The 24822-nt window shown below is 34.9% G+C and carries 21 protein-coding genes; 15 read left to right on the forward strand and 6 right to left on the reverse strand.

What is annotated here, in order from left to right; translation table 11 throughout:
* Positions 1-58: 58 nt before the first annotated feature.
* Positions 59-592, reverse strand: coding sequence for a hypothetical protein (locus RT261_RS08315; RefSeq protein WP_313131671.1), 534 nt, complete (start codon positions 590-592; stop codon positions 59-61).
* An 84-nt stretch (positions 593-676) separates the two neighbouring features.
* Positions 677-1762 carry a hypothetical protein gene (locus RT261_RS08320; RefSeq protein ID WP_313131673.1) on the reverse strand — a complete coding sequence of 362 codons (1086 nt, stop codon included), beginning with the start codon at positions 1760-1762 and terminating at the stop codon, positions 677-679.
* Between the two features lie 448 nt (positions 1763-2210).
* Between RT261_RS08320 and RT261_RS08325 the strand changes: the two genes are divergently transcribed.
* The 6 genes from RT261_RS08325 to RT261_RS08350 all read left to right on the forward strand — a co-directional run bounded on the left by RT261_RS08325 (position 2211) and on the right by RT261_RS08350 (position 9677).
* Positions 2211-2804: an RNA polymerase sigma factor gene (locus RT261_RS08325; RefSeq protein ID WP_313131675.1), complete on the forward strand. Its 594-nt coding sequence runs from the start codon at positions 2211-2213 to the stop codon at positions 2802-2804.
* 10 nt (positions 2805-2814) lie between these two features.
* Entirely contained in the window at positions 2815-2994 is a 180-nt protein-coding gene (locus RT261_RS08330) for a hypothetical protein (protein ID WP_313131678.1), read from the forward strand.
* Positions 2995-3133: 139 nt separating this feature from the next.
* The gene (locus RT261_RS08335; RefSeq protein ID WP_313131679.1) at positions 3134-3949 is read left to right on the forward strand and encodes a reverse transcriptase domain-containing protein; all 816 of its coding nucleotides are present in this window, start codon (positions 3134-3136) and stop codon (positions 3947-3949) included.
* A 188-nt stretch (positions 3950-4137) separates the two neighbouring features.
* Positions 4138-4998, forward strand: coding sequence for an AraC family transcriptional regulator (locus RT261_RS08340; protein ID WP_313131681.1), 861 nt, complete (start codon positions 4138-4140; stop codon positions 4996-4998).
* A 268-nt stretch (positions 4999-5266) separates the two neighbouring features.
* Positions 5267-7408, forward strand: a complete 2142-nt coding sequence (locus tag RT261_RS08345) for a methyl-accepting chemotaxis protein (protein ID WP_313131683.1) — start codon at positions 5267-5269, stop codon at positions 7406-7408.
* 250 nt (positions 7409-7658) lie between these two features.
* Positions 7659-9677: a DUF2264 domain-containing protein gene (locus RT261_RS08350; RefSeq protein WP_313131686.1), complete on the forward strand. Its 2019-nt coding sequence runs from the start codon at positions 7659-7661 to the stop codon at positions 9675-9677.
* 224 nt (positions 9678-9901) lie between these two features.
* On the opposite strand, the gene RT261_RS08355 is transcribed toward RT261_RS08350, so the two are convergent.
* Positions 9902-11554, reverse strand: coding sequence for a response regulator transcription factor (locus RT261_RS08355; RefSeq protein WP_313131688.1), 1653 nt, complete (start codon positions 11552-11554; stop codon positions 9902-9904).
* A 9-nt stretch (positions 11555-11563) separates the two neighbouring features.
* Positions 11564-13348, reverse strand: a complete 1785-nt coding sequence (locus RT261_RS08360) for a sensor histidine kinase (RefSeq protein WP_313131691.1) — start codon at positions 13346-13348, stop codon at positions 11564-11566.
* A 430-nt stretch (positions 13349-13778) separates the two neighbouring features.
* Between RT261_RS08360 and RT261_RS08365 the strand changes: the two genes are divergently transcribed.
* The 6 genes from RT261_RS08365 to RT261_RS08390 all read left to right on the forward strand — a co-directional run bounded on the left by RT261_RS08365 (position 13779) and on the right by RT261_RS08390 (position 19849).
* Positions 13779-15110: a sugar ABC transporter substrate-binding protein gene (locus tag RT261_RS08365; protein ID WP_313131695.1), complete on the forward strand. Its 1332-nt coding sequence runs from the start codon at positions 13779-13781 to the stop codon at positions 15108-15110.
* Between the two features lie 125 nt (positions 15111-15235).
* Complete coding sequence (locus RT261_RS08370) at positions 15236-16129, forward strand: carbohydrate ABC transporter permease (protein ID WP_313131697.1); 894 nt, start codon at positions 15236-15238, stop codon at positions 16127-16129.
* Between the two features lie 14 nt (positions 16130-16143).
* The gene (locus RT261_RS08375) at positions 16144-16971 is read left to right on the forward strand and encodes a carbohydrate ABC transporter permease (RefSeq protein WP_313131699.1); all 828 of its coding nucleotides are present in this window, start codon (positions 16144-16146) and stop codon (positions 16969-16971) included.
* Between the two features lie 54 nt (positions 16972-17025).
* Positions 17026-18204, forward strand: a complete 1179-nt coding sequence (locus RT261_RS08380) for a glycoside hydrolase family 88 protein (RefSeq protein WP_313131700.1) — start codon at positions 17026-17028, stop codon at positions 18202-18204.
* A 12-nt stretch (positions 18205-18216) separates the two neighbouring features.
* Positions 18217-19602, forward strand: coding sequence for a sulfatase family protein (locus tag RT261_RS08385; protein WP_313131702.1), 1386 nt, complete (start codon positions 18217-18219; stop codon positions 19600-19602).
* A 61-nt stretch (positions 19603-19663) separates the two neighbouring features.
* Positions 19664-19849 carry a hypothetical protein gene (locus RT261_RS08390; protein WP_313131704.1) on the forward strand — a complete coding sequence of 62 codons (186 nt, stop codon included), beginning with the start codon at positions 19664-19666 and terminating at the stop codon, positions 19847-19849.
* Here the strand turns inward: RT261_RS08390 and RT261_RS08395 are convergent.
* The gene (locus RT261_RS08395) at positions 19840-20856 is read right to left on the reverse strand and encodes an AraC family transcriptional regulator (protein WP_313131706.1); all 1017 of its coding nucleotides are present in this window, start codon (positions 20854-20856) and stop codon (positions 19840-19842) included. The genes RT261_RS08390 and RT261_RS08395 overlap by 10 nt on opposite strands.
* Positions 20857-21060: 204 nt before the next feature.
* Between RT261_RS08395 and RT261_RS08400 the strand changes: the two genes are divergently transcribed.
* Genes RT261_RS08400 through RT261_RS08410 form a run of 3 tightly spaced genes read left to right on the forward strand, consistent with a single transcriptional unit; the run spans position 21061 to position 23873 of the window.
* A complete protein-coding gene (locus RT261_RS08400) occupies positions 21061-21645 on the forward strand; it encodes an MptD family putative ECF transporter S component (protein ID WP_313131708.1) in 585 nt (194 codons plus the stop codon).
* Positions 21645-22382 (forward strand): energy-coupling factor transporter transmembrane component T, encoded by a 738-nt coding sequence (locus tag RT261_RS08405; protein WP_313131710.1) that lies wholly within the window; start codon positions 21645-21647, stop codon positions 22380-22382. The genes RT261_RS08400 and RT261_RS08405 overlap by 1 nt, the downstream gene beginning before the upstream one ends.
* An 18-nt stretch (positions 22383-22400) precedes the next feature.
* Positions 22401-23873 (forward strand): ABC transporter ATP-binding protein, encoded by a 1473-nt coding sequence (locus RT261_RS08410; RefSeq protein ID WP_313131712.1) that lies wholly within the window; start codon positions 22401-22403, stop codon positions 23871-23873.
* Positions 23874-24020: 147 nt separating this feature from the next.
* Here RT261_RS08410 and RT261_RS08415 read toward each other — a convergent pair whose 3' ends face one another.
* Complete coding sequence (locus tag RT261_RS08415) at positions 24021-24815, reverse strand: DUF7402 domain-containing protein (protein ID WP_313131714.1); 795 nt, start codon at positions 24813-24815, stop codon at positions 24021-24023.
* Positions 24816-24822: the final 7 nt, after the last annotated feature.

A 24822-nucleotide genomic window follows, 5' to 3' on the forward strand; every position in this document is an offset into this window, starting at 1 on the left:
TATAAAATTATTGAGCGTGATAGTCGTTTGAGGCTGTCACGCTCTAACTTCCTTAAGGTTATTTTGATTGGGATTTCTTAATATCTATGCTCTTAAGTATATTCATAATCTGCTTTTGATTTTTGTTTAGCAATTCCTCATCTTCGAAATTTACAACTGCCCCGTAAAAATTCGGTGTAATATCCTGATCCAAGACAAGAAACCAGTTCCCAAGACATTCTTTATCTTTATAAAGAATGCCTTTAATGCCTTTATTCGTAGAGAAATCTTCTTCATCAAAGTTAATTTGAGGATGAGTTATAGTACCATATTGCGAATAAATACTAATACAATTATCTTCATTTCCGTCAAGCAATAGCTTAATACCCTCATCCGGACTGGGTTCAAATTCTGAACTGCCTGGTTGACGGGGCTCTTCAACTACTTTCCACTCACTAGGAAATTTAACTGTAAAATAGGTTTCATCCGTCTTAAATGTATAACTTTTCTCATTGGGAAGCAATAAAATTAGAAGAATGGCTGCAATTATTAGTACAGCCGGAATAATTATTAGTAAAACTTTGTTTTGCTTAATTTTATTTGTCAAAGACATTAAATTTCCTCCAAAAATTTTTAATGTTAGCCTAAGAGGTTCACTTTTTATACATGAACCTCTTAGAAAAATATGAATTAAATCTTACTTTTTGGTAAAAGGCATATAACTGTCATTTGCCATCTTTTCATATGTCCATGTAGTATACTGTGCATTATACGGCGTTTGCTCATAAGCATAAATCTTAGAATTGTCAATATCATTTGAGGCAATAAGGAATGTATGCCCAGATTTTACAACTGCATCTCCTTTCTGCAATTTTTTATATGCTGTTTTCAAATTTGATGTGGATGGATTATCGGCATTATAACTTCCTACTTTAGCATATGTACCATCTTTTATTCCATCTACAAAATGAGAAGTGTTTTTTCTAGAAAGTCCCCACGCAAAACTTAAAAATCCGGAACAATCGCTTCCATACTTCGGCATAATAATATCAAAGCGGGTATAGTTTTCATAGAAATCTTTAGCTTTTAATGCTTTATTAAAGCCATCTTTATCTTTTTGATACTCTGTTTGAGAATAAGGAATGCCTGTATATTTAGTTTTCGCCTTAAATGTTGTTTTATTTCTCCATCCCCTGATATTTTTTGTTGGTGTCCATTCAAGATTCACCATTCCTTTTGCAATATTGATTGCATTTGTTCTATCTGAAGAAGATAAGCTATTGTTAGGATAATCCGGATGTTCTGCATCAAGTCTGTCAATTTCATATTCTATATCTAAACTACCTAATACAGATACATTAATGACATCTTTATAGTTGTTATATTCTACGGTAACGTTAGTTTCACCAGGTGCATTTGCTAGAATTCTTCCTGCATTAGCAAATACGACATCATCATTATCACTTGACCATTCTGCATCATTAGTAAGATTGATGTATTTACCGTTTTTCAGTTGAGCGATTACATCAACGAACTCAGATGATCCATTATGTTCTAAGATTACATGATTATTGGAAACAAAAATGGCATTTATATCATTACGTTCTTGTTGTTCTTGTGCATATGGTTGAGCTTCCGTATTATACTCCCTACCGGCGATACCAAGCAATTCTTCAATATTGTCCTTTTCATCGGAAGTTACCGCTAATGCTCTAGTGGGAACAGTTGTAATCAGTAAGCAAAACATAATAAAACTGAGTGAAACACTTATTAATTTTTTCATAATAATACTCCCTTCCTTTGTGCTTTAAAAGCCTTCATGAAAATTTTGCTATTCATTTTTGAATTAGCATGTAAAAGTAGTCACACCTAAAATCAGTTCAACAGATACAAATAAAAGAAATTTGTATAAACTACTGATTTATAAATAACTAAATCATTGGATTCACCTCCCTTTATTTCGCCTTTATCCATTAATACAAATTAAGGAAGGTTTTTGTGACAAAAATTCGCTTAAGTTTTTGTAAAGAATTTGAAGATATTTAAGAATTCTTTAAGGCTTCATAAAACTTATTAAAAAAATATTAATTTGGTGAATTTTGCTTAAGTATTGAGCTTATTAAGGTACCATTTTCTGCTATTTTTTGTTATAATATTTATAATAATGTAGAAATTAACTTTAGAAGCTGCGAGCAAAGAAGACTGATTAAGGTTTAGAAAGGAGTGATCAGATGCTGCCAATCTATTTAGCAATAATAGAAACACCAGAGGATGAGGATAAGTTTGAGCGTTTGTATGAAACATATCGTAAACTCCTTTTTTTCGTTGCCAATAAGATTCTGAAAGATGATTATCTTGCTGAGGATGCGGTACATAATACATTTCTTAAAGTTCTTGAGAATTTAGAAAAAATAAATGAAGTAGATTGCCATAAAACATGCAGTTTACTTGTTATTATTACTAGGAACAATTGTATCAATATGTATAACCGCCAGAAAAATCATCCAATGCTTCCATTGGACGAATGTATGTATACTGAGGAAAATAAATTATTAACATATGATGAGAATGCCGAAGAAGTGATGAAAGCCGTACTGGAATTACCTGAGTTATACAGAGGTCCTTTGACTTTAAAATATGTTCAGAGATTTTCTAACAAGGAAATTGCTGATATGTTAGATATCAGCGAAGCAAATGTACGAAAAAGACTGGAACGAGCTAAAAAAATGGTTCTTAAAAATATACGAACGGAGGATGTTCTTAATGCTAAGACATTTAACCAAAAAGATGTTAAAGGATGCAGTAATCAAAGCAAATCAGTATGATATTCATTCATTGCCAACTGATGTACAAATTAACCATGAATTTTCTTTGGAATTTCAAGAAAAAATACAGGAGTTAATCTGTCAAAGTAAAGAAATAAATATGAAAAGATTTACTATCTGGCGAAGAAAGATGGCCATTGGAATTGGCATTATTTTAGTTCGTGTGTCCAGCAAAGCTGGATCACACTAGCCGGTGTAAGTCCGGTCACGGTAATCGCCAGTGAGCCGTGTAGCCAAACTCGGTGCGTTGCAGTAATGCAGGGTGCTAAGCGAGTGGGTAAAGTAGCCTCATTAAGAGGAGCGAGCAATCACGCAGACCGTAACATTAAGTGAATTCTGCCGTATCGTTAAAAAAGGTCTCGAAAGAGAGCAAAGGGAAGTCGAGCTGTGGGACTATCCAGGGTTCGGTTATTTCGCCACTGCTGGCGAATATCTATCTAAATACACTAGACAGACTACGGGAAAAGTATGGACTTACCCATGGAAAACTCGTAAGGTACGCAGATGATACTGTTATCATCTGTAAAAACAAGAAAAGAGCAAATCATGCATTGTCGCTGTTACAGTACATCATGGGAAAACTGGAATTAAAGTTACATCCAGTAAAAACGAAAGTAGTATGTATGTGGGATGGAAAAGAGGGATTTGACTTCCTTGGAATGCATCACAGAAGAATGACTACGGAAACAGAGCATGGAAAAACGTTTCAAGAAACGTATCAGTATCCATGCAAGAAAGCTATGAAGAAAATAAAAGCAACGGTGAAAGTGAATGTAAACAGCAGACAACTACTTGTAGCAAAGGAAGAAGATCTAATAAAGAATCTAAATCTGAAAATCACGGGATGGAGAAATTACTATCAGACCAATACAAGCAATAAATGGATGCAAGCACTAGACTGGTACATTATCTGTACCTTTACGAGATGGTATAACAATAAGCATCAAAGACGAAATAAAATGTCGAAGGTGGGATTTGTTAGAAAGAACATTTACAAAAAAAGGACTAAAAAGAATGTCTGTTGCATAACACAAAGCTGTAGAAAGAAGAATGTCGGAAAGCCGTGTGAGGGAAAACCTCATGTACGGTTTGATGAGGGGAAAGAGGGCTTACGCCCTCTGACCTACTTTACATTTACTTTTTAAAGAAACTCCCAAGCTTCTTAATTTTTTATTTTTCAATATCATACGTTTTAAATAAATATGTTATGATTCTTTTAATTAAAGTGATGGTGAGAACTAGGTATTGATTATAAACAATTAAATAAGGTATAATTGTAGTAATAGTACTCTGCTTTTACTGTAACTAACATAAGATGGGAAGGGGTATTTATATGAAACAATTTACATCTTGTAAAGAATCCGTTGAATCCTGTATATTGCATAAGGATTTTGCTATTGCACATTTATATCATGAAGAAAAAACATTGGACATACATATTCATGATTGTCACGAAATTTATTATTCAATTTCCGGTGGGAAACAATTTCTGATAGATAATAAGTTTTATACTATACAGCCCGGAGATGTATTTCTGATTAATAAATATGAGAGTCATCATTTGGTTCAGATTGATCAAATGGAGCATGAAAGAATTGTCATATCTATTCATGATGAATTATTAAAACGATTATCCACTAAGGATACAGATTTAAATTATTGTTTTTCTTATAGAGAGTCTAATTTTAGTCATTGTATTTCTTTGGATAAAGAGCAGCAGCAGCGTTTTAACTACTATATCCACAAAATATCAAGTACTTCCGGCTATGGAGGGGATATTATTGAACAAACAGCTTTTACAGAGCTTATGGTTCTGTTAAATGGTATCTTTATAAACCGGTGTCATTCCAATGTGAAGGATATTTCTTACCAGTATAATCAGCAGGTAGATGAAATATTAGATTATATTAATCAGAATATTTATGATTCTATAACTATTGAGGAATTAGCAAAATACTTTTTCTTAAGTGAATCTTATCTTTGCAGAATATTTAAATCCACAACTGGTACTACAATTAAAAAATATATAACAGCCAGAAGAATCAGTATTGCGAAGAAACTTCTTGCGGAGGGAATGAATGTAACAGAAGTTTGTGATTATTGCGGTTTTAATGATTATAGTAACTTTTTAAAAGCTTTTAGTAAATCTGTGGGTATATCTCCTAAAAAATATGCTCAATATAGTTTAAAATAGGGCTAAGGAGAACTAACATTATTAACTACTTATCTGCACAATTTCATATTTTTATCAAATAATATCATAAGGTACGTAAATCAATATGTATTTACGTACTTGATTTATATTAAGAAATTATATAAATGTGAAAATAGTAATACTATATTCAATATAATTCTGCAAAAATATGAAAATATAAACATAATTTAATTATATTACATTTACCAAAATTATAAATTTGGTAAAATTATTATATTACAAATGATAATCGGGGGGAAGGTCACAAATGAAAAGAAAAGGCAGCAAAAAAAAAATACGTATATCGAATAAAAAGTTCAAGAATTTATTTAAAAAGAATACTGATTCTAGTAATAATAAGCTTCCAATTAAAAAGAATCTATTTGGTATCAAAACTAAGTTAATTCTTTCTTTTTTTATAACGGTTTGTTTTATTGTTATATTGGGCATGGTATCTTACACAAAGTCATCAAAAGACATTAAAGAGAATTATATAAATAATGGAAAAGTAAGCCTGGACATGATGGCAGAATATTATGAATTAGGAATGAACACGGTAGAAACGAAAGCGATTCAAATTGATTCCGACGGAGTATTAAAAAAGTATTATACCGGTGCCTATAAACATAATCCACTGGAAGAATCCAATCGATATAATGAAATTAAAAAATCAATCATGGCATCCTCTGTTGCAGACCAGATTGTACAAGATATAACAGTAATCGCAGGGTATGGCAATGGTATCTATTCAGGTTCTACATTAAATAATTCTGTTTATACCGGATTTTTAGATTCCGATGAAAAAGCATTATTTGATAGTGCTGGTGAAACTACAGTATGGGTTGGTAATCATACATACTTAGATAAAGCCGTATCAACTTCTCAGGAGAAGTATTCTCTAAGCATGATAAGGAAATTAAGCAGTGGAGGCAGTAAACATAACGGTTATATTATTATCGATACCAAAAAGGAATTTGTAGATAATATATTGGCGAAAGCAAATTTTGGGGATGGAAGTATAACTGGAATTATAACGATGGATGGCAGAGAAATACTATACGGTGATTACAATGAGGATTTTGCCTTTTCAAAGGAATCATTTTTTCAGGATACTATAAAAGCAGATAAAAAGGATTTTTATGAATATGTAACTTACGGTGGTAAAGATTATTTGTTCTTATACTCCCCCATTGGAACTTCAAAGGCTTCCATTTGTTCTTTAATTCCTAAGGAAAGAATCATGAAACAGGCAGAGAGTGTAAAGAAGGTAACAATAACAATCGTACTTATTTCAAGTATTATAGCGATTTTGATCGGTACGCTGCTTGCTTCCGGAATTAGTAAAACAATTAATAAAATCAACGGTGTTCTACATATGGTATCGGAAGGTGATCTGACTACGGAGATACTGGTTAAGAGGAAAGATGAGTTTAGTATATTAAGCAAAAGTATTAATAACATGATTGACAGCATGAAATATCTTATAACTCAAATAACGGGGGTTAGTTCCCTGGTAACAAGTACTGCTACCGATGTTAATACAGAGTCAGAGGTTTTAGTAAAAGCAACAGAAGATATATCAAGAGTCATTTATAATATTGAACAAGGCGTGAATCAACAAGCGGAAGATGCACAGAATTGTTTATTGCTTATGGAAAAATTAGCAGAAGAAATTAATATGGTATGCAGCAATACGACAGAAATGGAGAACATTTCAGTAAGTACAAAAGAAGTGGTAGGAAAAGGCATTACCATATTAAATGACTTAAATGTAAAAGCAAAGAACACAAGTGAGATTACATTAACAGTTATTGATAATATAGAAAACCTGGCAAATCAGTCCTCATCCATTGTAAAGATTGTTGAAACCATTCGTGACATTGCAGAACAGACCAATTTGTTATCTTTAAATGCCTCTATTGAAGCGGCAAGAGCAGGCAATGCAGGAAAAGGTTTTGCCGTAGTAGCTGATGAAATAAGAAAATTAGCAGAACAATCTGCAACATCAGTAGGACATATTAGTCTGATTATTGAAGAAATTCAAAAACAAACTACAGTAACAGTTAGTTCCGCAAAACAAGCAGAAGAAATCGTAGATTCTCAAAGTTCTGCACTAAAGGATACCATCAATGTATTTGATGATATTAATAAACATATCGAGAACCTGAATTACAAGCTGAATAAGATTACAAGCGGTATGAATGGAATTGAACGGGCAAAAGACAGTACCTTAGAATCAATTGAAAGTATTTCAGCAACTTCAGAGGAAACAGCAGCAGCTTCAAGTGAGTTAAACATTACAGTGCAGGGACAGCTGAATGCAGTTCAGGGCTTGAATCAATCAGCAAATAGATTAAATGACAGTTCAATAGAATTGGAGGAAGCAGTAAGTAAGTTTAAGGTTGATTGATAGAAATCAATTGATAGAAGTCAATTGATGGAAGCTAATTAATAAAAGCTAATTAATATAAGTCAATTGATATAAGCCAATTAATATAAGTGAATTGATATAAGCGAATTAATATAAGCCAAATTAGTAGAAGGTAAATTAATATAAGAAAGACTAAAATAAAAAAGATTAATTATAAAATAATTAATTCCCCAGAATAATTACATACAAGGATTTGTGCCGCCTTCTAGCGGTGGAATGGAGATTATACATGAAATATTGCTTAGAAGAACCAGATTATAAATTAAGCCCTTATACGGGTATGACGAAGAAACATTGGATAGAAATCTGCCACCTGTTTTTAGAAGGCATCTTTTCTCATGTAAAAGAGTTTGAAGATCCCATTATAATCCCCCATTCCGGTGATAAGGTAAGCTATCCCCAGCCAGATGCCCCTAAGTGGAGGTATGCGGCGGAAAAGTTTGAAGGTCTGGCAAGAAGTTTTCTGATAGCAGCCCCTTTATTAGTAAACGAACCGGAAGCTATTATATCAAACTATAGCATGAAAGAATATTACAAGAATCAGATACTGGCTTGTGTAACGCCGGGAACAAATAGCTACTTATATAATCTAGAAGAAATTAAGCAAAGTGCAAGGGAAGGGGAACACGCTTTCCAACATACTTGCGAATGTGCTTCTTTAGTAATTGGTTTGACTATATCTGAGGACATAATATGGAATCATTATACTGATGGGGAAAAGGATAAGATTGCAGAGTATCTGAGTGAATTTGGACACTCCAGAACAGGACACCATAATTGGCGGTTTTTTAATATGCTAATATTGGCATTCTTAGATAAGTATGGTTACCGAATTGATAAAGGAGTTATGAGAGACCATGCAGCCTGTATTCTTTCTTACTACGCAGGAGATGGCTGGTACCGGGATGGGCACAGATTTGATTATTATTCTCCCTGGGCATTTCATGTATACGGACCTTTATGGAACCAGTGGTATGGTTATAAGAAGGAACCAGCAATAGCAGCTAAAATGGAGGAGTATTCCAATAAATTAATGGATACCTATCCTGGCATGTTTGATGAAAATGCTCATATGATAATGTGGGGAAGAAGCAATATTTACCGAAGTGCGGCTTCTGCTCCTCTTGCAGCCAATTTATTTTTAAGAAACAGCACCGTAGACAAAGGGTTAGCTAGAAGAATACTATCCGGTAATTTACTACAATTTATTACGAAAGAAGAATGTTTTGTAAATAATATACCATGTCTGGGTTACTATGGCCCTTATGAACCGCTGATTCAATCCTACAGCTGTTCTGCCAGTCCATTTTGGATAGCCAATTCCTTTTTATGTTTAGCTTTATCCGACCAGGATGAATTTTGGACAACCGCCGAGAAAAACGGTGTTTGGGAAAATAAGGATGTGACTATAGAAGAAGTTACATTAGACGGCCCGGGCATGAATCTGACTAATTACAAGGAAACCGGTGCAGTTGAACTTAGATGTGGAAAAGTACTTGTAAAAAAGGGAGATCCCTTACTTTCAGAGTATTCCAGATTAAGTTTTAATAGTATATTGCCTTGGGAAGTCTTTGACTTTACCGGGCCGGAAGCAATGCAATATAGCTTATTATATGAAGATAATAAGAACACCCAGATTCCTAATATCCTTTTATATGCAGGGGAAAAGAAGGGAGTTTTGTACCGTAAGGAATATTTTGATTTTGAAGCGACCTTTCAAGATAAAGCAAGTATTGATTTATCAGATTTTCCAGTAAAAAATGGTCTGATTCGAGTTGATAAAGCTCGTATACCGAATAAACCTTATACTTTATATTTGGGACATTATGGTTTGCCGGTAATGGATAGGGAAAATGTAAGTTTTGAAGAGAGAGAGAAAAACGGGGCAAAAGCAATTATTGCTAAAACCCAAGATTTACAAGTTGCCATGGTTACCTATACTGGATTTGATCTGTTGGCTGTGAAAGAAAACGTTTCAAAAAGTCCTGTGACCAATAAAAGTATACTACTATATGCAGAAAGCAGGAGAGATAAGTATTATGAGTATAAAGATTACATCTTGATTACTGCTATACTACATAAAAGAGATAATACCCCCTGGAGTGATGAAGAATTATTTCCTATAGAACAAATTATATTTGAAGACAAAGAACAATGCGGCGGATATGGCAAAATAATCGTAAAACATAGTAGTGGAATGGAGACAACCATAGATTATGAAGGAATAGAAGGAAACCTTAAAATCTAGTAGAAGAGAGAAGATTAATATAAATCTATGTAAAGATAGTAATTTTGAGAGGAAATCATTAAAGCCTGACTACATGCTTAAAGGGCCGCTGCAAATAGAATAGGGATACCAGGTATAGAAGAACAGGTTAACATTATAATTCATATCTGGTATAAACATATATTTTACAACAGTCCCTTCAACATGGGGCTATCGAGCTTAGAATGACAATTATATAACAGTTTTTACTTTTGATTAATTATACTGATTTCATATTCTCTTGGAGACATTCCGGTTACTTTTTTAAATACTTTACTAAAATAATAGGGGTTATCAAAACCTAACATGTCTGAAATTTCATACATCAGATAGTTATGTGTATTGATTAATTCCTTCGCCTTTTCAATCTTTACATAGGAAATATAATCTGAGAAATTGCTGCCGGTATGTTTTTTAAAACTGCTGCTTAGATAACCGGAACTAAAATTTAAGGCTTCTGAAACACTGGACAAGGTAAGCTTTTCGGTATAATGGTTATTAACATATTTTTTTGTTAATTCTATAATCTTATCGATTTTTGAATTCTTTTTGGAATCTATAATGTTACATATATTAGTGCGGAAATATTTCAAATACTCTATAATATCATTAAGACAGCTGAATTGATTCAGATGCTCCATTACTGTAATGGTGCTGGGAAGTGCATCCATATATCCATTCTCATAACTTTCAAAAAAAGAATAAAGATTGATACAGGCATTAATGGCTTGTCTCTTACGTGGTGTATAGGTAGAGAATAGATCGATTAATTGATTAAATATATCGGATACTTTTTGGCTGTCATTTTGTTGTAATGCAATATTTAATTCTTTCTTTAAAAAGCTAATATCAAAATTATCGTTATGTTCTTTCTTCCTGCACTTTTCCGAATAAAATATGATTGGTGATGAAGGATAATAATAATAGTAATCGATCGCTGTTATTGTTTGATCAATTAACTCAGGAAGCTGGTAAGCATCTTTTGCAATTTCACTGATACCGAAAGCAGCAGTAATTTCAAAATAAGTTTTTAATACGGTATTCACCTTTTGACAAAAAGATTTTAAAACATCCGTAAGGTTTTCAATTCCTTCTGTTGAAACTACCAATAAAAATTTCCATTGTTCCCATTCCAGTATGGAGGAATTTTTAAAAAATCGTCCAAGCATTTCGCTAATAATACCGGATGCGTGGGCTGCTATTTTCTTTATATCATCCTGCTTATCCTCTTTTATATACTCTGCATTGGAATAACTTATGTTTAGCATAATCAGGAGAGGTGAAACAAAGCGTTCAGCTATCTGCTTCTCATGCTCTGTAAAAGTATTTAATTTATCTGTTTCATCCGGTAACACTACATCATCAATTGTGGCATATCTTTGGGAAGAGAGTAATAATTTCTTGAAAAATGTCTTGGTTATTTCCTCTTTACCGGCTTCTATAAATGAATTGACCATTCGATTGGTATTACATGCAGTTATTTGGTCAAAATGTTGTTTTGCTTTGTTAAGACTGTTAACTAAAGATTCTTCTGTTAAATTTATTTTTACTAAATATTCCGAAGCCCCAAGAGTTAAAGCTTTCTTTGCAAGTTCAAATTCTTCCAGATTGGTTAAAACTACAAATGAAAAATCTAACTTTTCTTCTTTACATTTTGCGATTAATTCTAAGCCATTCATAACAGGCATTTTTATATCTGTTATAATAATATCCGGCTGTAATTCTATTATTTGCTCCAATGCCTGCTGGCCATTAGTGGCTCTGCCGACAATGGTACAGGCATGATCCTCCCAGTTAATTAAGGAAGTAATCCCCGCTAATATTAATGGTTCATCATCTACTAACATAATCCGATACATAGAAACCTCCTAGTCAAATTCTAATGGAAGAGATACTGTAATTTTTGTGTATTCCCCTACTTTGCTGTCAATTTTAATTCCATAATCTTCTCCATAAACAAGTTTAAACCGCCTATCAACATTAGGTAAACCAATACCGCTCATAGTACTGCTTTTTACTCTCTCTGTTTTTGATAAAAGGGTATTTAAATTTTCCGGTGAAATTCCCACCCCATTATCGTAAATGGATATGTATAATGTACTATTATCTGTGTATGCTGATATTTTGATAACTCCAGTATGACCGCTTGGCTCAATACCATTAAAAATTGCATTTTCAACAATAGGTTGTAAGGTTAGTTTAATAATTTTCGCGTTATAAAGAGTCGGATCCGATACTTGAATGTCAATATCGAATAACTCAACATATCTTATCTTTTCAATTATAACATAGTCATTTAGAAATTCTAATTCTTTTTCTAAAGTTACTTTTTCGTTAAAGCCTTTTGCCATATTTTTTAATAGTGAAGATAGAGAGGTGACCACTTGAACAATTCCGCTGTTTTTTTGTATCATGGCAATCCACCGAATGGAATCTAAAGTATTATAAAGAAAATGCGGGTTGATTTGAGCTTGTAACATTTTTATTTCCAGATCTTTCTTTTCTTTTTCTATTTCAACTCTGGTATCTAAAAGGGTATATATTTGACTGGACATTTTATTTACACATTTACCAATTGTACCAATCTCATCATTGCCCTCAATCTTTGGATCACGGGTAAAGTCTCCATTTGAAATATTTTCGATACTATATAAAAGTCGTGCAATGGGCTTATTAATTTTTTTTGAAATTAGTATTGAAAGCAGCAATCCAATAATCAAACAGGAAATAAATAAAAGGATAATCGTTTGGATGATGACAATGTGCTCCATACTCAGGTCCTTTATTGGTATTATTTCATAAATTAATATTCCGCTTTGAGATTGTCTATAATAAGTAACAATACTATCAATACCATCAATATCCACACGGAGAGAACCCTGATTATTTGATTTGTTCAATAGCGTATCTATAATACTTGTTCCATTTATACTCTCAGAATTAACAGATGCAATTAAATCACCCTCCTTTGTGATACAATACATAGCACTGTCGTCATTATATTGCTCTAAGGTTTTACTATATAATTTTGATGATATACACAATAAAACCCAGCCATTATTTTTTTTGTTGTCATCATATTCTAAAGTTCTAAGTATAGGAAGGAGTTTGGTTTTAGATGGCTCTAAAAATGGTGAATCAACTAAGGATAATTGATAGGAACTGGAATTCTTTTCGTATTCTTTTTGAAACCAATCTGAATTTGTAATCCATGAAACATCATTTATGGAACCGGGAATAAAACCGGATTGTATTAAAACTCCGTTTTTACTGTATAAAGTAATCTTAGCTATGTATTCACTGTAACCGGAAACTGCACAATAATCTTTTAATACCTGGGTTCCATATAGAGCCATTTGTTTACCGCTGGAGGTCTGTAGATCACGACTATTTATGGATAAGAATAAGGACTTTCTTGCAGTACAATTCAGTACAATGTTTAGCATTTCCTCATAGGCAATGTGAAGCCGGTCTGAAATATTCTTAGTGTGGTACATGGAATTATTAATTGCCGTTTTAATTGTATTTTTACGATAAGAGATAAAATTAAAGATACTTACAAACATTGCTATGGAAATAATAATAATTAGATTGTATAGTATCAGTTTACTTTTGATGGTCTTTATCGAAAATAAGTCTCTGAATTTTTTCATGAATTTGAATCCTTTCAATTAAGATAAGAAGGAATAGTGTGAATTATTGAAATGCATAAATCACACCCTGATTAGGGGCAGTGCCATATCAGAAAGCAGATGTGGCATGCAATGGGAGCTAGTGTAAGAACCTCAAAATGGCATCCTATTTGGAAGGTTAAAAACTTTACTATCTCTATTATATCTTTTTTCAGCAAAAACACAAGAAAACAAGGGTAAAATTATTTCGTTTTTGTTGATTATCTATAAATAGTATAAAAATATAAAGAAAATATATTTTTATTTATCATAAATTTTGCAGGAACTATAAATAGTAATATAAATATAAACATAATTAATGTTCTTATAGATAGTTTTTTGTTATCATTAATGCAAGATATAAAACACTTAATACATAAAGCCAGTGCTTTATCGTGAATTTTATAGGAGGATGTATATGAAAAAAACAATTGCTTTACTATTATCTGCAATAATGGTAGCAACCCTCTTTACCGGATGCGGTAAAAAGGATACACCAAAGGAAGATACCACAAAAACAGAAAGTGGAAACGAACAATCAGAAACTACCAAGGAAGATGGCGGAAAGAAAACTCTTACTGTAACTACTTGGGATAATGATACTACACCACAATTCTCAGCTACTATTAAGGCTTTTGAAGATGCTCATCCAGATGTTAAGGTTGAAGTTATTGATACTTCTGCAGATGAATATAACAATAAGCTTACTGTTATGTTAGCAGCAGAATCAAAAGATCCGGATGTAATCTGGGTAAAGGACATGGGCTCATTACTTTCTATGGCATCTAAGAAACAGTTATTAGGATTAGATGAATTTATTGCAAAAGATAGTTTAGATTTATCTGTATACAGTGGCGCTGCAGAACAGCTTCAAGTAGATGGAAAATCTTATTCACTGCCATATCGTTCTGACTGGTATGTATTATACTACAATAAAGATTTATTCGATAAAGCCGGAGTAGAATATCCATCAAACGATATGACTTGGGCACAATACGAAGAACTTGCCAAAAAAGTAACCTTTGGTGAAGGAAGCGACAAGGTATATGGAACTCATAACCATACATGGCAGGCACTTGTTACTAACTGGGCAGTTCAAGACGGAAAGAACACTGTAGTTGCAAAAGATTATTCTTACTTAAAACCATATTATGAACAAGCAGTAAGAATGCAAAAAGATGGAATTGTTCAAGATTATGCAACATTAAAAACAGCGAATATTCACTATTCAAGTGTATTTAAAAACCAACAGGTTGCTATGATGCCAATGGGTACCTGGTTTATTGGAACAATGATGCAATCACAGGCTTCAGGGGAGACAGACTTTAATTGGGGATTTGCAACAATTCCACATCCAGAGGGCGTTGAGGCAGGTTCAACAGTTGGAGCATTAACTCCTATTGCAATTGGTGCTAATACTGATGTTCCAGATTTAGCTTGGGAATTTGTAAAATTCGCTGCATCCGAAGAAAACTCTAAAACACTTGCAGAGAATGGTATTTTATCAGGAATTCAATCCGAGGAATCCTTTGATATTATTGCTTCAGCTGAATACTTCCCATCTGAATGTAAAGATGCATTAAAATATGTAAATTATGTATTTGACAGACCATTAGATGAAAATATCGATGAAGTACGTACTGTACTGGATGAAGAACACGATTTAATCATGATTGGTGAATACACAATTGATGAAGGCATAAAAGAATTACAGGAACGTGTTGCAGAAATTAAAGGTTATTAAAGTTAAGGTAGAACTTATATATTGTTAGGTAAAAGGGGCGTTCAAAAAAATTGTTGTTTATTAAACAATAGAGTATTTGAAGACGCCCCTTTTTATTATGCAAAGATTTAGCGGAGGTTAAATATATGACATCAAAACAGAAACGAAAAATAAAGAATAATTTAGTTGGATATTCTTTTATTTTGCCAAATCTCATTGGCTATACCATCTTTATTTTTTTACCGGTTTGTTTTTCATTAATATTAAGTGTAATGGAATGGGATGGTTCAAGAAACCCTATGGTATTTGTGGGTCTAGAGAATTTTAAACGGTTAATAAATGACAGTACATTTCGTATTTCCTTTGTAAACACAATAAAGTATGCAATATTTACAGTTCCAATAACGGTAGTTGCATCTTTGTTATTAGCAGTTTTATTAAATAAAAAGATAAAAGGCATTGCAGTATTCAGAACATCCTTCTTTTTCCCATATATTGCATCTTTAGTTGCAGTTGGTGCAGTTTGGAACATGCTTTTCCAACCGGAATACGGACCAATTAACAACTTTTTAAGAATGATTGGTATAGCAAATCCACCCAGATGGGTGGTATCTACCAAGTGGGCTATGATGGCAGTTATTATTGTTAGTATCTGGAAGTTCATGGGATATTATATGATTGTTTATCTAGCTGCACTCCAGGGCATATCGCCTGCTCTTTATGAGGCAGCAAGCATAGATGGTGCCAATGGATGGAGAAAATTAAGATATATAACAATTCCTTTGCTGACACCAACAACCTTCTTCGTAATGATGATGTTAACCATACAATGTTTTAAAGTATTCGATTTAATCTATGTTATGACTGGCGGAGGACCGGGAAGATCTACCAATGTATTGGTTAACTTTATATACAATTCGGCCTTTGTAAAATTTGAATTTGGATATGCAAGTGCGGCGGCTATGGTATTATTCGTAATTGTTCTTGTTGTAACACTAATTCAATTTAAAGGCGAAAAGAAATTCGTTAAATATATGTAAGAGAGGAGAAAATTATGAAAAAAAATAAAACAATAGGTAGAATTACATTATATATTTTACTCATTGCCGCATCAATTTTAATGCTTATTCCTTTCTATTGGATGGTTATTTCTTCTTTAAAATTAAATAAAGACGTATTTTCCGTACCTATGAAATGGATTCCGGATGCTTTTCATTTTGAAAACTATCAAATTATTTGGGAAAAGCTTCCTCTGCTGCAATTCTTTAAAAATACTTCCAAATTAACCGTTATTACAACAGTTATTCAACTATTTACCAGCTGCTTTGCGGCTTACGGTTTTGCTAAAATGAAGTTTGCAGGCAGAAATCTTATCTTTTTAATTTATGTAACCACAATTGCTGTTCCATGGCAAGTGTACATGGTACCACAGTTTACGATGATGTCAAAGTTTGGACTAACCAATAGTCATCTTGGGCTAATATTATTACAATCTTTCTCAGCTTTTGGTGTATTTTTAATTCGTCAGTTTTATATCAGTATACCGGAAGAACTTTGTGAGGCTGCCAGGATTGACGGTTTGAGTGAATATGGAATATTTGCAAAGGTTGTATTTCCTTTAGGTAAATCAGCTATGGCGACTTTAGTTATTTTTACATTTGTAAACGTATGGAATGACTTTATGGGACCTCTTATTTATTTAGATAGTACGAATCTAAAGACAATTCAACTTGGTATTCGTATGTTTATATCTCAATATGGAGCTGATTATGCATGGGTTATGGCTGCTTCCGTGTGTTCTCTGATTCCGGTTGTTATTATATTTATATTCTGTCAGCGTTATTTCGTTGAAGGAGTTGCAGCAAGCGGTATTAAAGGCTAATACTTGATATGGATTATTTACATTAATTAATAGAAACCAAGGGAGGTTAATTAAATGGCACAAACTTTTGAAAGTATAAAAAAGTATAAAGGAACAGACAAAGCTATAATCAAAACTGCATTAGATCAGGCAGTGGATATAGTACGGGGAAATCTTGATGATTTTACCCATCATTTTCAATCATCCAACAGTATAAACCAATTTTATGAACCAACTGAAAATGTTGAATGGACAACAGGATTTTGGACCGGTGAGATATGGATTGCATATGAACATACCGGAGAAAAATGCTTTAAAGAATCAGCAGAAATACAAGTTGAGAGTTTCTTAAATCGAATTCTTAATAAAATAGACGTAAATCATCATGACATGGGATTTTTATATAGCTTATCCTGTGTAGCTGCTTATAAACTTTGTGGAAATGAAACAGGGAAAAAGGCAGCCTTGTTAGCTGCAGATAATCTGGTAAGCAGATATCATGAAAAGGGGCAATTTATACAGGCTTGGGGTGATATTGATGCAGAAGACAATTACAGATTAATTATTGACTGCTTATTGAATCTGCCCCTGCTTTATTGGGCAACGGAAGTTACCGGTGATGCATCATATGCACAGATAGCGGAGAATCATATAAAAACAGCAATGAAATGTGTAATCAGACCGGATCATTCCACATACCATACTTATTTTTTCGATCCTAAGACAGGCAAACCTACTTATGGAGTAACTCACCAAGGCAATCGAAATAATTCTGCCTGGGCAAGGGGTCAGGCCTGGGGAATCTATGGAGTGGCACTTAGCTACGCTTATCTGAAGGATCCGAAATACCTTGAAATATTTGAAAAAATAACAGATTACTTTATTGAACATTTACCGGAAGATTTAATCGCATATTGGGATTTTGATTTTGATACGGGAAGCGAAGAACCAAGAGACTCTTCTTCAGTGTCAATCGCTGTATGCGGAATGTTAGAAATGGCAAAATATCTGGAGCCTGCTAAAGCACAAAAGTATACAGATGCAGCAGACAAAATGTTAAGAGCTTTAATTGACCATTGTGCTGTAAAGGATAAAAAAGAATCCAATGGATTATTATTACATGGAACTTATGCAAGAGATTCAAAAGAGAATACATGCACCAACCGCGGTGTGGACGAGTGTAATACTTTTGGAGATTATTTTTATCTGGAAGCACTTATTCGTATGTCGAAGGATTGGAAGTTATATTGGTAAAGGAGTGAAGTTATGTCTCGCAGAACGAACCTTATATATATATTTGCTGATCAATGGAGAGCACAAGGAGTAGGCTATGCCAATGAGGATGCAGTACTAACACCTAATATTGACCGATTTGCAAAGGAAAGCATGGTATTTTCCAATGCAGTTAGTACTTTTCCCCTTTGCTCTCCCCACAGAGCCTCTTTAATGACAGGAAAATACCCTTTTAATGTAGGAATGTGGACTAATTGTAAGAACGGTTTAGATGAAGTTATTATGCTAAAACCACAGGAAATTTGTATCGGCAATGTGTTAAAAGAGAATGGATATGGTACCGGTTATATCGGTAAATGGCATCTTGATGCCGCAGAAACGAATTTTCATGAAAAGCCTAAATCAGGGGCAGTTGATTGGGACGCTTATACGCCTCCCGGAGAACGCCGTCAGGGATTTGACTATTGGCTTTCTTATGGGGCAGATGATAATCATCTGGATCCTCATTATTGGGCAGATAGCGATGAACAAATCAGGCCTAAGAAATGGTCCGTGGAATATGAAACAGATAAAGCATTAGAATATATGAGTAATATGAATCAAAAGGACGAACCCTTTGCATTGTTTTTGTCTTATAATCCACCCCATTTGCCTTATGAACTTGTGCCAAATGAGTATTATGAAAGATATAAAGAGGAACCGGTGCATTTTAGAGAAAATGTACCAAAAGAATATCAAACAGAAGAATTAGAAACCATTACAAGACAGTATTTTGCAGCTATTAGCGGAGTGGATTCTCAATTTAAGAGAATTTACGACTTCCTGGAAGAAAATAATATGGAAGAGAATACTTTAGTGGTATTATCGGCTGATCACGGAGAAATGCTCGGTTCACATGGCTTAATGAGTAAAAATGTATGGTATGAAGAAGCAATAAGAATTCCTTTAATGATTCGCAAAAAGGGGAGTATTGAACATAGAACCAATGAAGTAATGTTTGCCAGTCCGGATCATATGCCTACTTTATTGGAACTATTGGATCTGGAGGTACCGGACATCTGCCAGGGCTCTAGCCATAAGAATAATATACTGGGTACATCTGATGAGGACACCCAACATGCATTTATATGTTCCTATCCCGGAATGCCTAAGCTGGTGAAAGAATTCCAAAAAAGGGGTTTAAATCACAAGTGTTTTGGTTGGAGGGGAGTTCGGACAAAACGGTACACTTATGTTGTGCATAATGGTTATGCACCGGATGAGGAACAAAAAATATTGCTATATGATAATAAACAGGACCCATATCAATTAACTCCTGCTGTAGTGGAAAATAGAAAGCAAAATGAGTTAATTATAGAATTAGATGGTTACTTGAAAGATTATTTAGAAAAAACAGGAGATCCATTTTTATTAGATTAATGTAATTACATGGTGGATAAAATCTACTTGTTAAAAGAAGGTAAACTTAAGGAGAGTGTTTATGAAACAAAAGATGAAAGTAAAAGTGATATGTTTTATGATGGCATTCATTTTAGTAGTACAGACATTTATGGGAGCATCTGGGCAAATGATTGCAAAAGCTTCTGCTCTGGGGACAGAAGAAGGCATATCACAACAGAATTTACAAAATCTAAATGGAATAAATGGTTTCTGGAATCATCTATAGATAGTTTTTTTATTGAAAAAAGTGTCCAGATGTTTAGAACGTCTATATTCTAAGGGTGCTAATCCAAATTGCTTTTTGAATGCAGATGCAAATTTACTTTGGTTCATATAGCCTACCTGTTCCCCAATTGCAGCAATAGGTTTCTGAGTGTTTATCAGAAGTTCTGACGCCTTATTCATGCGGGCATCTCGTAAATAAATGGATATATTCTGCCCATAAACTCCACGGAAATAATTTTTCAAGCTGGTTTCGCTGATTGAAAAAGACGCTGCTAATTCCCAGGCGGGATGATGCTGGCGCAGATCAGCCGTGATGATTTGCTCTGTCTTTTTTGCTATATCTACCTGTGTTGCTGTAAAGAATGTGCAGGCTTGTGAGGGGGGGATATCCATATCATTCAGCATCAGACCAAACAGCTCCAGAGAGAGGATTCTCATTTGGAAGATGGCATAAGCGGGATTGGCATTGTATAAAACCCAGAGCTTTTTGAAAATATTTTCAATTTCAGCAGTACAGTTAGAGATATATGTCTTTCCATTTTGGCAATAAACTTCCGGGAAGTGACTCAAATTAAGATCGAATGCTTGCCGGATATATGTGCTTTGGGACATAACGGTATCTATGTCAATAAAAAATTCTAATCCTTCATAAATCCTGCGGGGATAAATATATTGTTTTTGTGCAAAGCGTTCTGTCAGTGAAATTTCTCCGTCCTTTAAGTAAACAAAGTCCTCGCTATTTAAGATAAGCTCACACCGTCCAGTGACACAGTAGTTTATAATAAGCGGGCCTTTCGCATTAGATTCTTCAATCAAAAGATTTGGAGCCGGCCATGTTGGAGCATTTACAAAAATATACGCAAGAGTAATTCCGGGGAACAGAGGAAGAAAAGTCATGGAACCTTTCCCTTCCCTCTGCTTTAAGATGAGTTCAGTACTGTATTCTCCTCTTTTCATTGAAACCCCTGGAGTCTCAATAGATTTTTTAATCACATCATCAATATTCATAGCTTTGCCTCCAATGCCACATTTGTAAAATAACGGTTTGTTTTATTTACATTATAGGTTTGAAAGTGGGTACAGTCAACCTAAATATCCATTGTCATTTGGAGCTAAAATGCTGAATGGTTGTAGCGGTTACCTGAAAAATGTGTTATTTTAATGTGAGGTTAGAAATGGCTAACTACTACAAAATAAACGGAGGTATTCGTTATGAACAATAAGTTACAAACAAAAGACTTAATCAACATCGGCCTGTTTACCGTACTATACTTTGTAATCGGCTGTTGTGTTGCTATCCCTATCGGGTTTGTCCCCCTTTTTCTGCCTGTCCTTGGTGCACTCTGGTCTTTGATTACCGGCATCCCCTTTATGCTTTTTCTGACGAAGGCAAAACGGTTCGGTATGGTTACAATCATGGGCATCTTGTGCGGTTTGCTGATGGGATTGACCGGCATGGGCTTTTGGGGCGTTCCTATGGGTGCTGTTTTTGGCTTGCTTGGAGATTTTATATTGAAATCCGGTGGCTACAAAAGTGCAAAGAAGGGCATCTGGGGCTATGCCGTGTTCAGCCTTTGGATGGTAGGAACCTATATTCCTATGTATTTCATGGTGGAACAGTCCTATGCAGATTTTGCCAGTAGCTTTGGAGAAGAGTATGCAACGCAGGTGATGGCTGTCATGCCGATGTGGAGTCTCATTTTGGTTTTTGTTGGGATTTTTATCTTTGCAATTCTGGGCGGACTGCTTGGCAAAGCAATTCTAAAAAAACATTTTGTCAAAGCGGGAATTGCGTAATGGAAGCATCATTTTTGGTGGATAATAAGGAGAAAAAGGGAATTTCGTTTGACCCCCGGACAAAACTTGTTCTACTGATTACAATTACTACTTTGATGCTTAGTACCAGCAATGAAGGAATTATGAATATCATCAAGCCGGTATTAAGCTTAATTCCTTTCGTTCTGATCCTTTCAGAACGGCGATTCAAAACGGCGGGGAAATATCTAATCTTATACATAATCTGCTTTGTGCTGGAGAGGGTGGCACTTACTTGGGAAGGTGGACTGCTCTCTTTCCTCTTGCTTGCAATTTGTTCCATTATGACAAGATTTGCTCCAGGAATTATGACGGGAGCATTCTTGATTTCCTCCACATCGGTTAGCGAGTTTATTTCAGCAATGGAGAGGATGCATGTTACGGAAAAGATTGTGATTCCCATGTCTGTTATTTTCCGTTTTTTCCCCACCATCCTGGAAGAATATCAGGCGATTCAGGATGCCATGAGAATGCGTAGAATACGGTTTGGCGGAAAGAACCTTTCTCTGATGCTGGAATACCGGCTGGTGCCGCTTATGGTTTCTATGGTTAAGATTGGAGATGAATTATCCGCCGCTGCATTGACACGGGGCTTGGGTGCGCCCATAAAACGGACAAACATATGCAGGATTGGATTCCATATGCAGGACATGATTTTGATATTACTTTGTATCCTTTGTTTTACAGCATTTCTATTGCAAAGGAAAATTGGATTTTAATGAAGGGAGGTGGAGAGAATGATACAGATTGACCATGTGACCTTTGCCTACGCTGGAAATTCCGAATCGATGGATAGTGTTCAGGATATCAACCTAAATATTAAAAGAGGACAGTTTGTCGCGCTTTGCGGTGAAAGCGGTTGTGGGAAAACGACACTTACACGTCTGATAAATGGATTGATTCCACACTACTATGAGGGAAAAATGACCGGCAAGGTACAGGTGGATAATAAAAATGTTTCTGAGCAGCCCCTTTATGATACGGCAGGGATGATTGGAAGTGTATTCCAAAATCCACGTTCCCAGTTTTTTAATGTCGATACCACCAGTGAGATTACATTTGGGTGTGAAAATCTTGGACTGCCGGAACAGGAAATTCGGGAGCGGAAAGATAAAACCATACGTGATTTTCATCTTCAAAGGTTATTAGGACGGAGCATCTTCCACTTGTCGGGAGGTGAAAAGCAGAAAATCGCTTGTGCTGGAGTTTCTATAATGTACCCAGATATTTTTGTATTGGACGAGCCATCCTCCAATCTGGATGCGGCCTCTATTCTTGAACTGCATGATATTCTTTCATTCTGGAAAGCCCAGGGGAAAACTATTGTGGTGTCGGAGCATAGGCTCTATTACCTGCGCGGATTGGCAGATCGGTTTATCTATCTGAAAAACGGGCGAATTAAAGAGGATTATACCGCCCCGCAATTTGAGCGGTTGACAGAGCAGGAGAGGGCTGCCATGGGGCTTAGAACTTTTTCTCTGGAGCAATTACAGGCAAAGGTACAGCCCCTGGCAGACAGGAAAACCCTCAGCGTGCGGGAATTACATTTTGCCTATAAGAATGGACCAGAGACCCTTCATATCCAGGACTGTGAGATACCAACGGAACGGATTGCAGCCATTATTGGAAATAACGGGGCCGGTAAGTCTACTTTTTCCCGTTGTTTTTGCGGTTTGGAAAAGCGCGGCGGCGAGATTGTATGGAATGGAAAAAACTATCGGCCTAAAGACCGCCTGAATAGCTGCTATATGGTCATGCAGGAAGTGAATCATCAATTATTTACGGAAAGTGTGCTGGACGAAATACAAATCAGCATGGAAGGGGAGGATGAAAAGCGGGCAGAGAGGATTCTGGAGCAGTTGGATCTGCTTCCTTTCAAAAACCGGCATCCTATGTCCCTTTCGGGTGGACAAAAGCAGAGGGTAGCCATTGCATCAGCTATTGCATCCCACCGCTCCATCCTGTTCTTTGACGAGCCCACCAGTGGTTTGGATCTTAGGCATATGCAGGAGGTTGCCACTGTTTTGCGAAGCCTTCAACAAGGGGGAAAAACGATCTATGTGATAACCCATGATCTGGAATTGATTTTGGATTGCTGTACAGATGTGATTCATTTTGAGAATGGAAATATCATCGACCAGTATCAGATGAATCAGGCGGGACTACATAAAATCAGAGAATATTTCATGAAAGAGTCATTTGAGAAATGAAAGAAAAAGAATCGGTGATTGGCATTCTATGAGAAGGCTTGGATAATAACTGAATCCAAATATCCCGTTTGTGGGAGGGGCAGAACTACATGTTTTGCCCCTTTAAATGTTATAATAAATTCACAACTATTTTAGCTAACTACATATTTAATTGGCTTCTACTCCATATACTTCAATTTGAGTTAAAGCCGGGAAAGGAGATGGATCATCTGCCTTAATCAGATTGTTTAACAGTAACCACTCAATCTCTTTTTCTTCAATGTTTAGTATATGAGGCTTAGAACTTTTCTCTAATTGCCACTTTATACTAGTACCGTCTGAAAAAGCTAGATTCACTTCTTCCCACCAATTATCATGTGGAAAATCAGCTCTCGTGTATAATACTATTTTATTTATTTTGACTTTACGTCCGAATTCGAGTCTAAGTTCGGCATCATCCTGTCTATTAATGCCCCAGGACTGATAAGGCCATTTGCCATGGGAACGATTTTCTTTTACACCATCAATTGCATTTCTGGCAGCAAATACGGACTCATCTCGGGTTTCTACGTTGGCAGTAGCATGAGGATAACAGCCAGTATCACCATGTTGATCAAATACATTCAAGGCAAGATTCTTATAATTATCTATCTCTTCACTGGCAGCTAATCGAGCTGATAATAAGTGAATATTTCCAGAGAAGGAGTTTGGAGAATAAGATATTTTCTTTTCTTCGAAAGGAATATAATATATCAGTTCGTTCTTTGTTATATATACAAAGGAGGAAGCCATTGCGTCATCTAGTTGCACCATAAGATGGATATCTTTTTCCGTACTTGTTAATATAATTCTATCTCCAGGTTTATATTCTTCCTCGTAAACAAGCATTACTTCATCTTCAGCGGAATGTTCTGCTAATATTGTTCCTTGTTCATTGATAATTTTTAATGATAGTACCGGCATCATAAAC

The organism is Anaerocolumna sp. (assembly GCF_032079385.1).
In the GTDB taxonomy this organism is placed as follows: domain Bacteria; phylum Bacillota; class Clostridia; order Lachnospirales; family Lachnospiraceae; genus Anaerocolumna.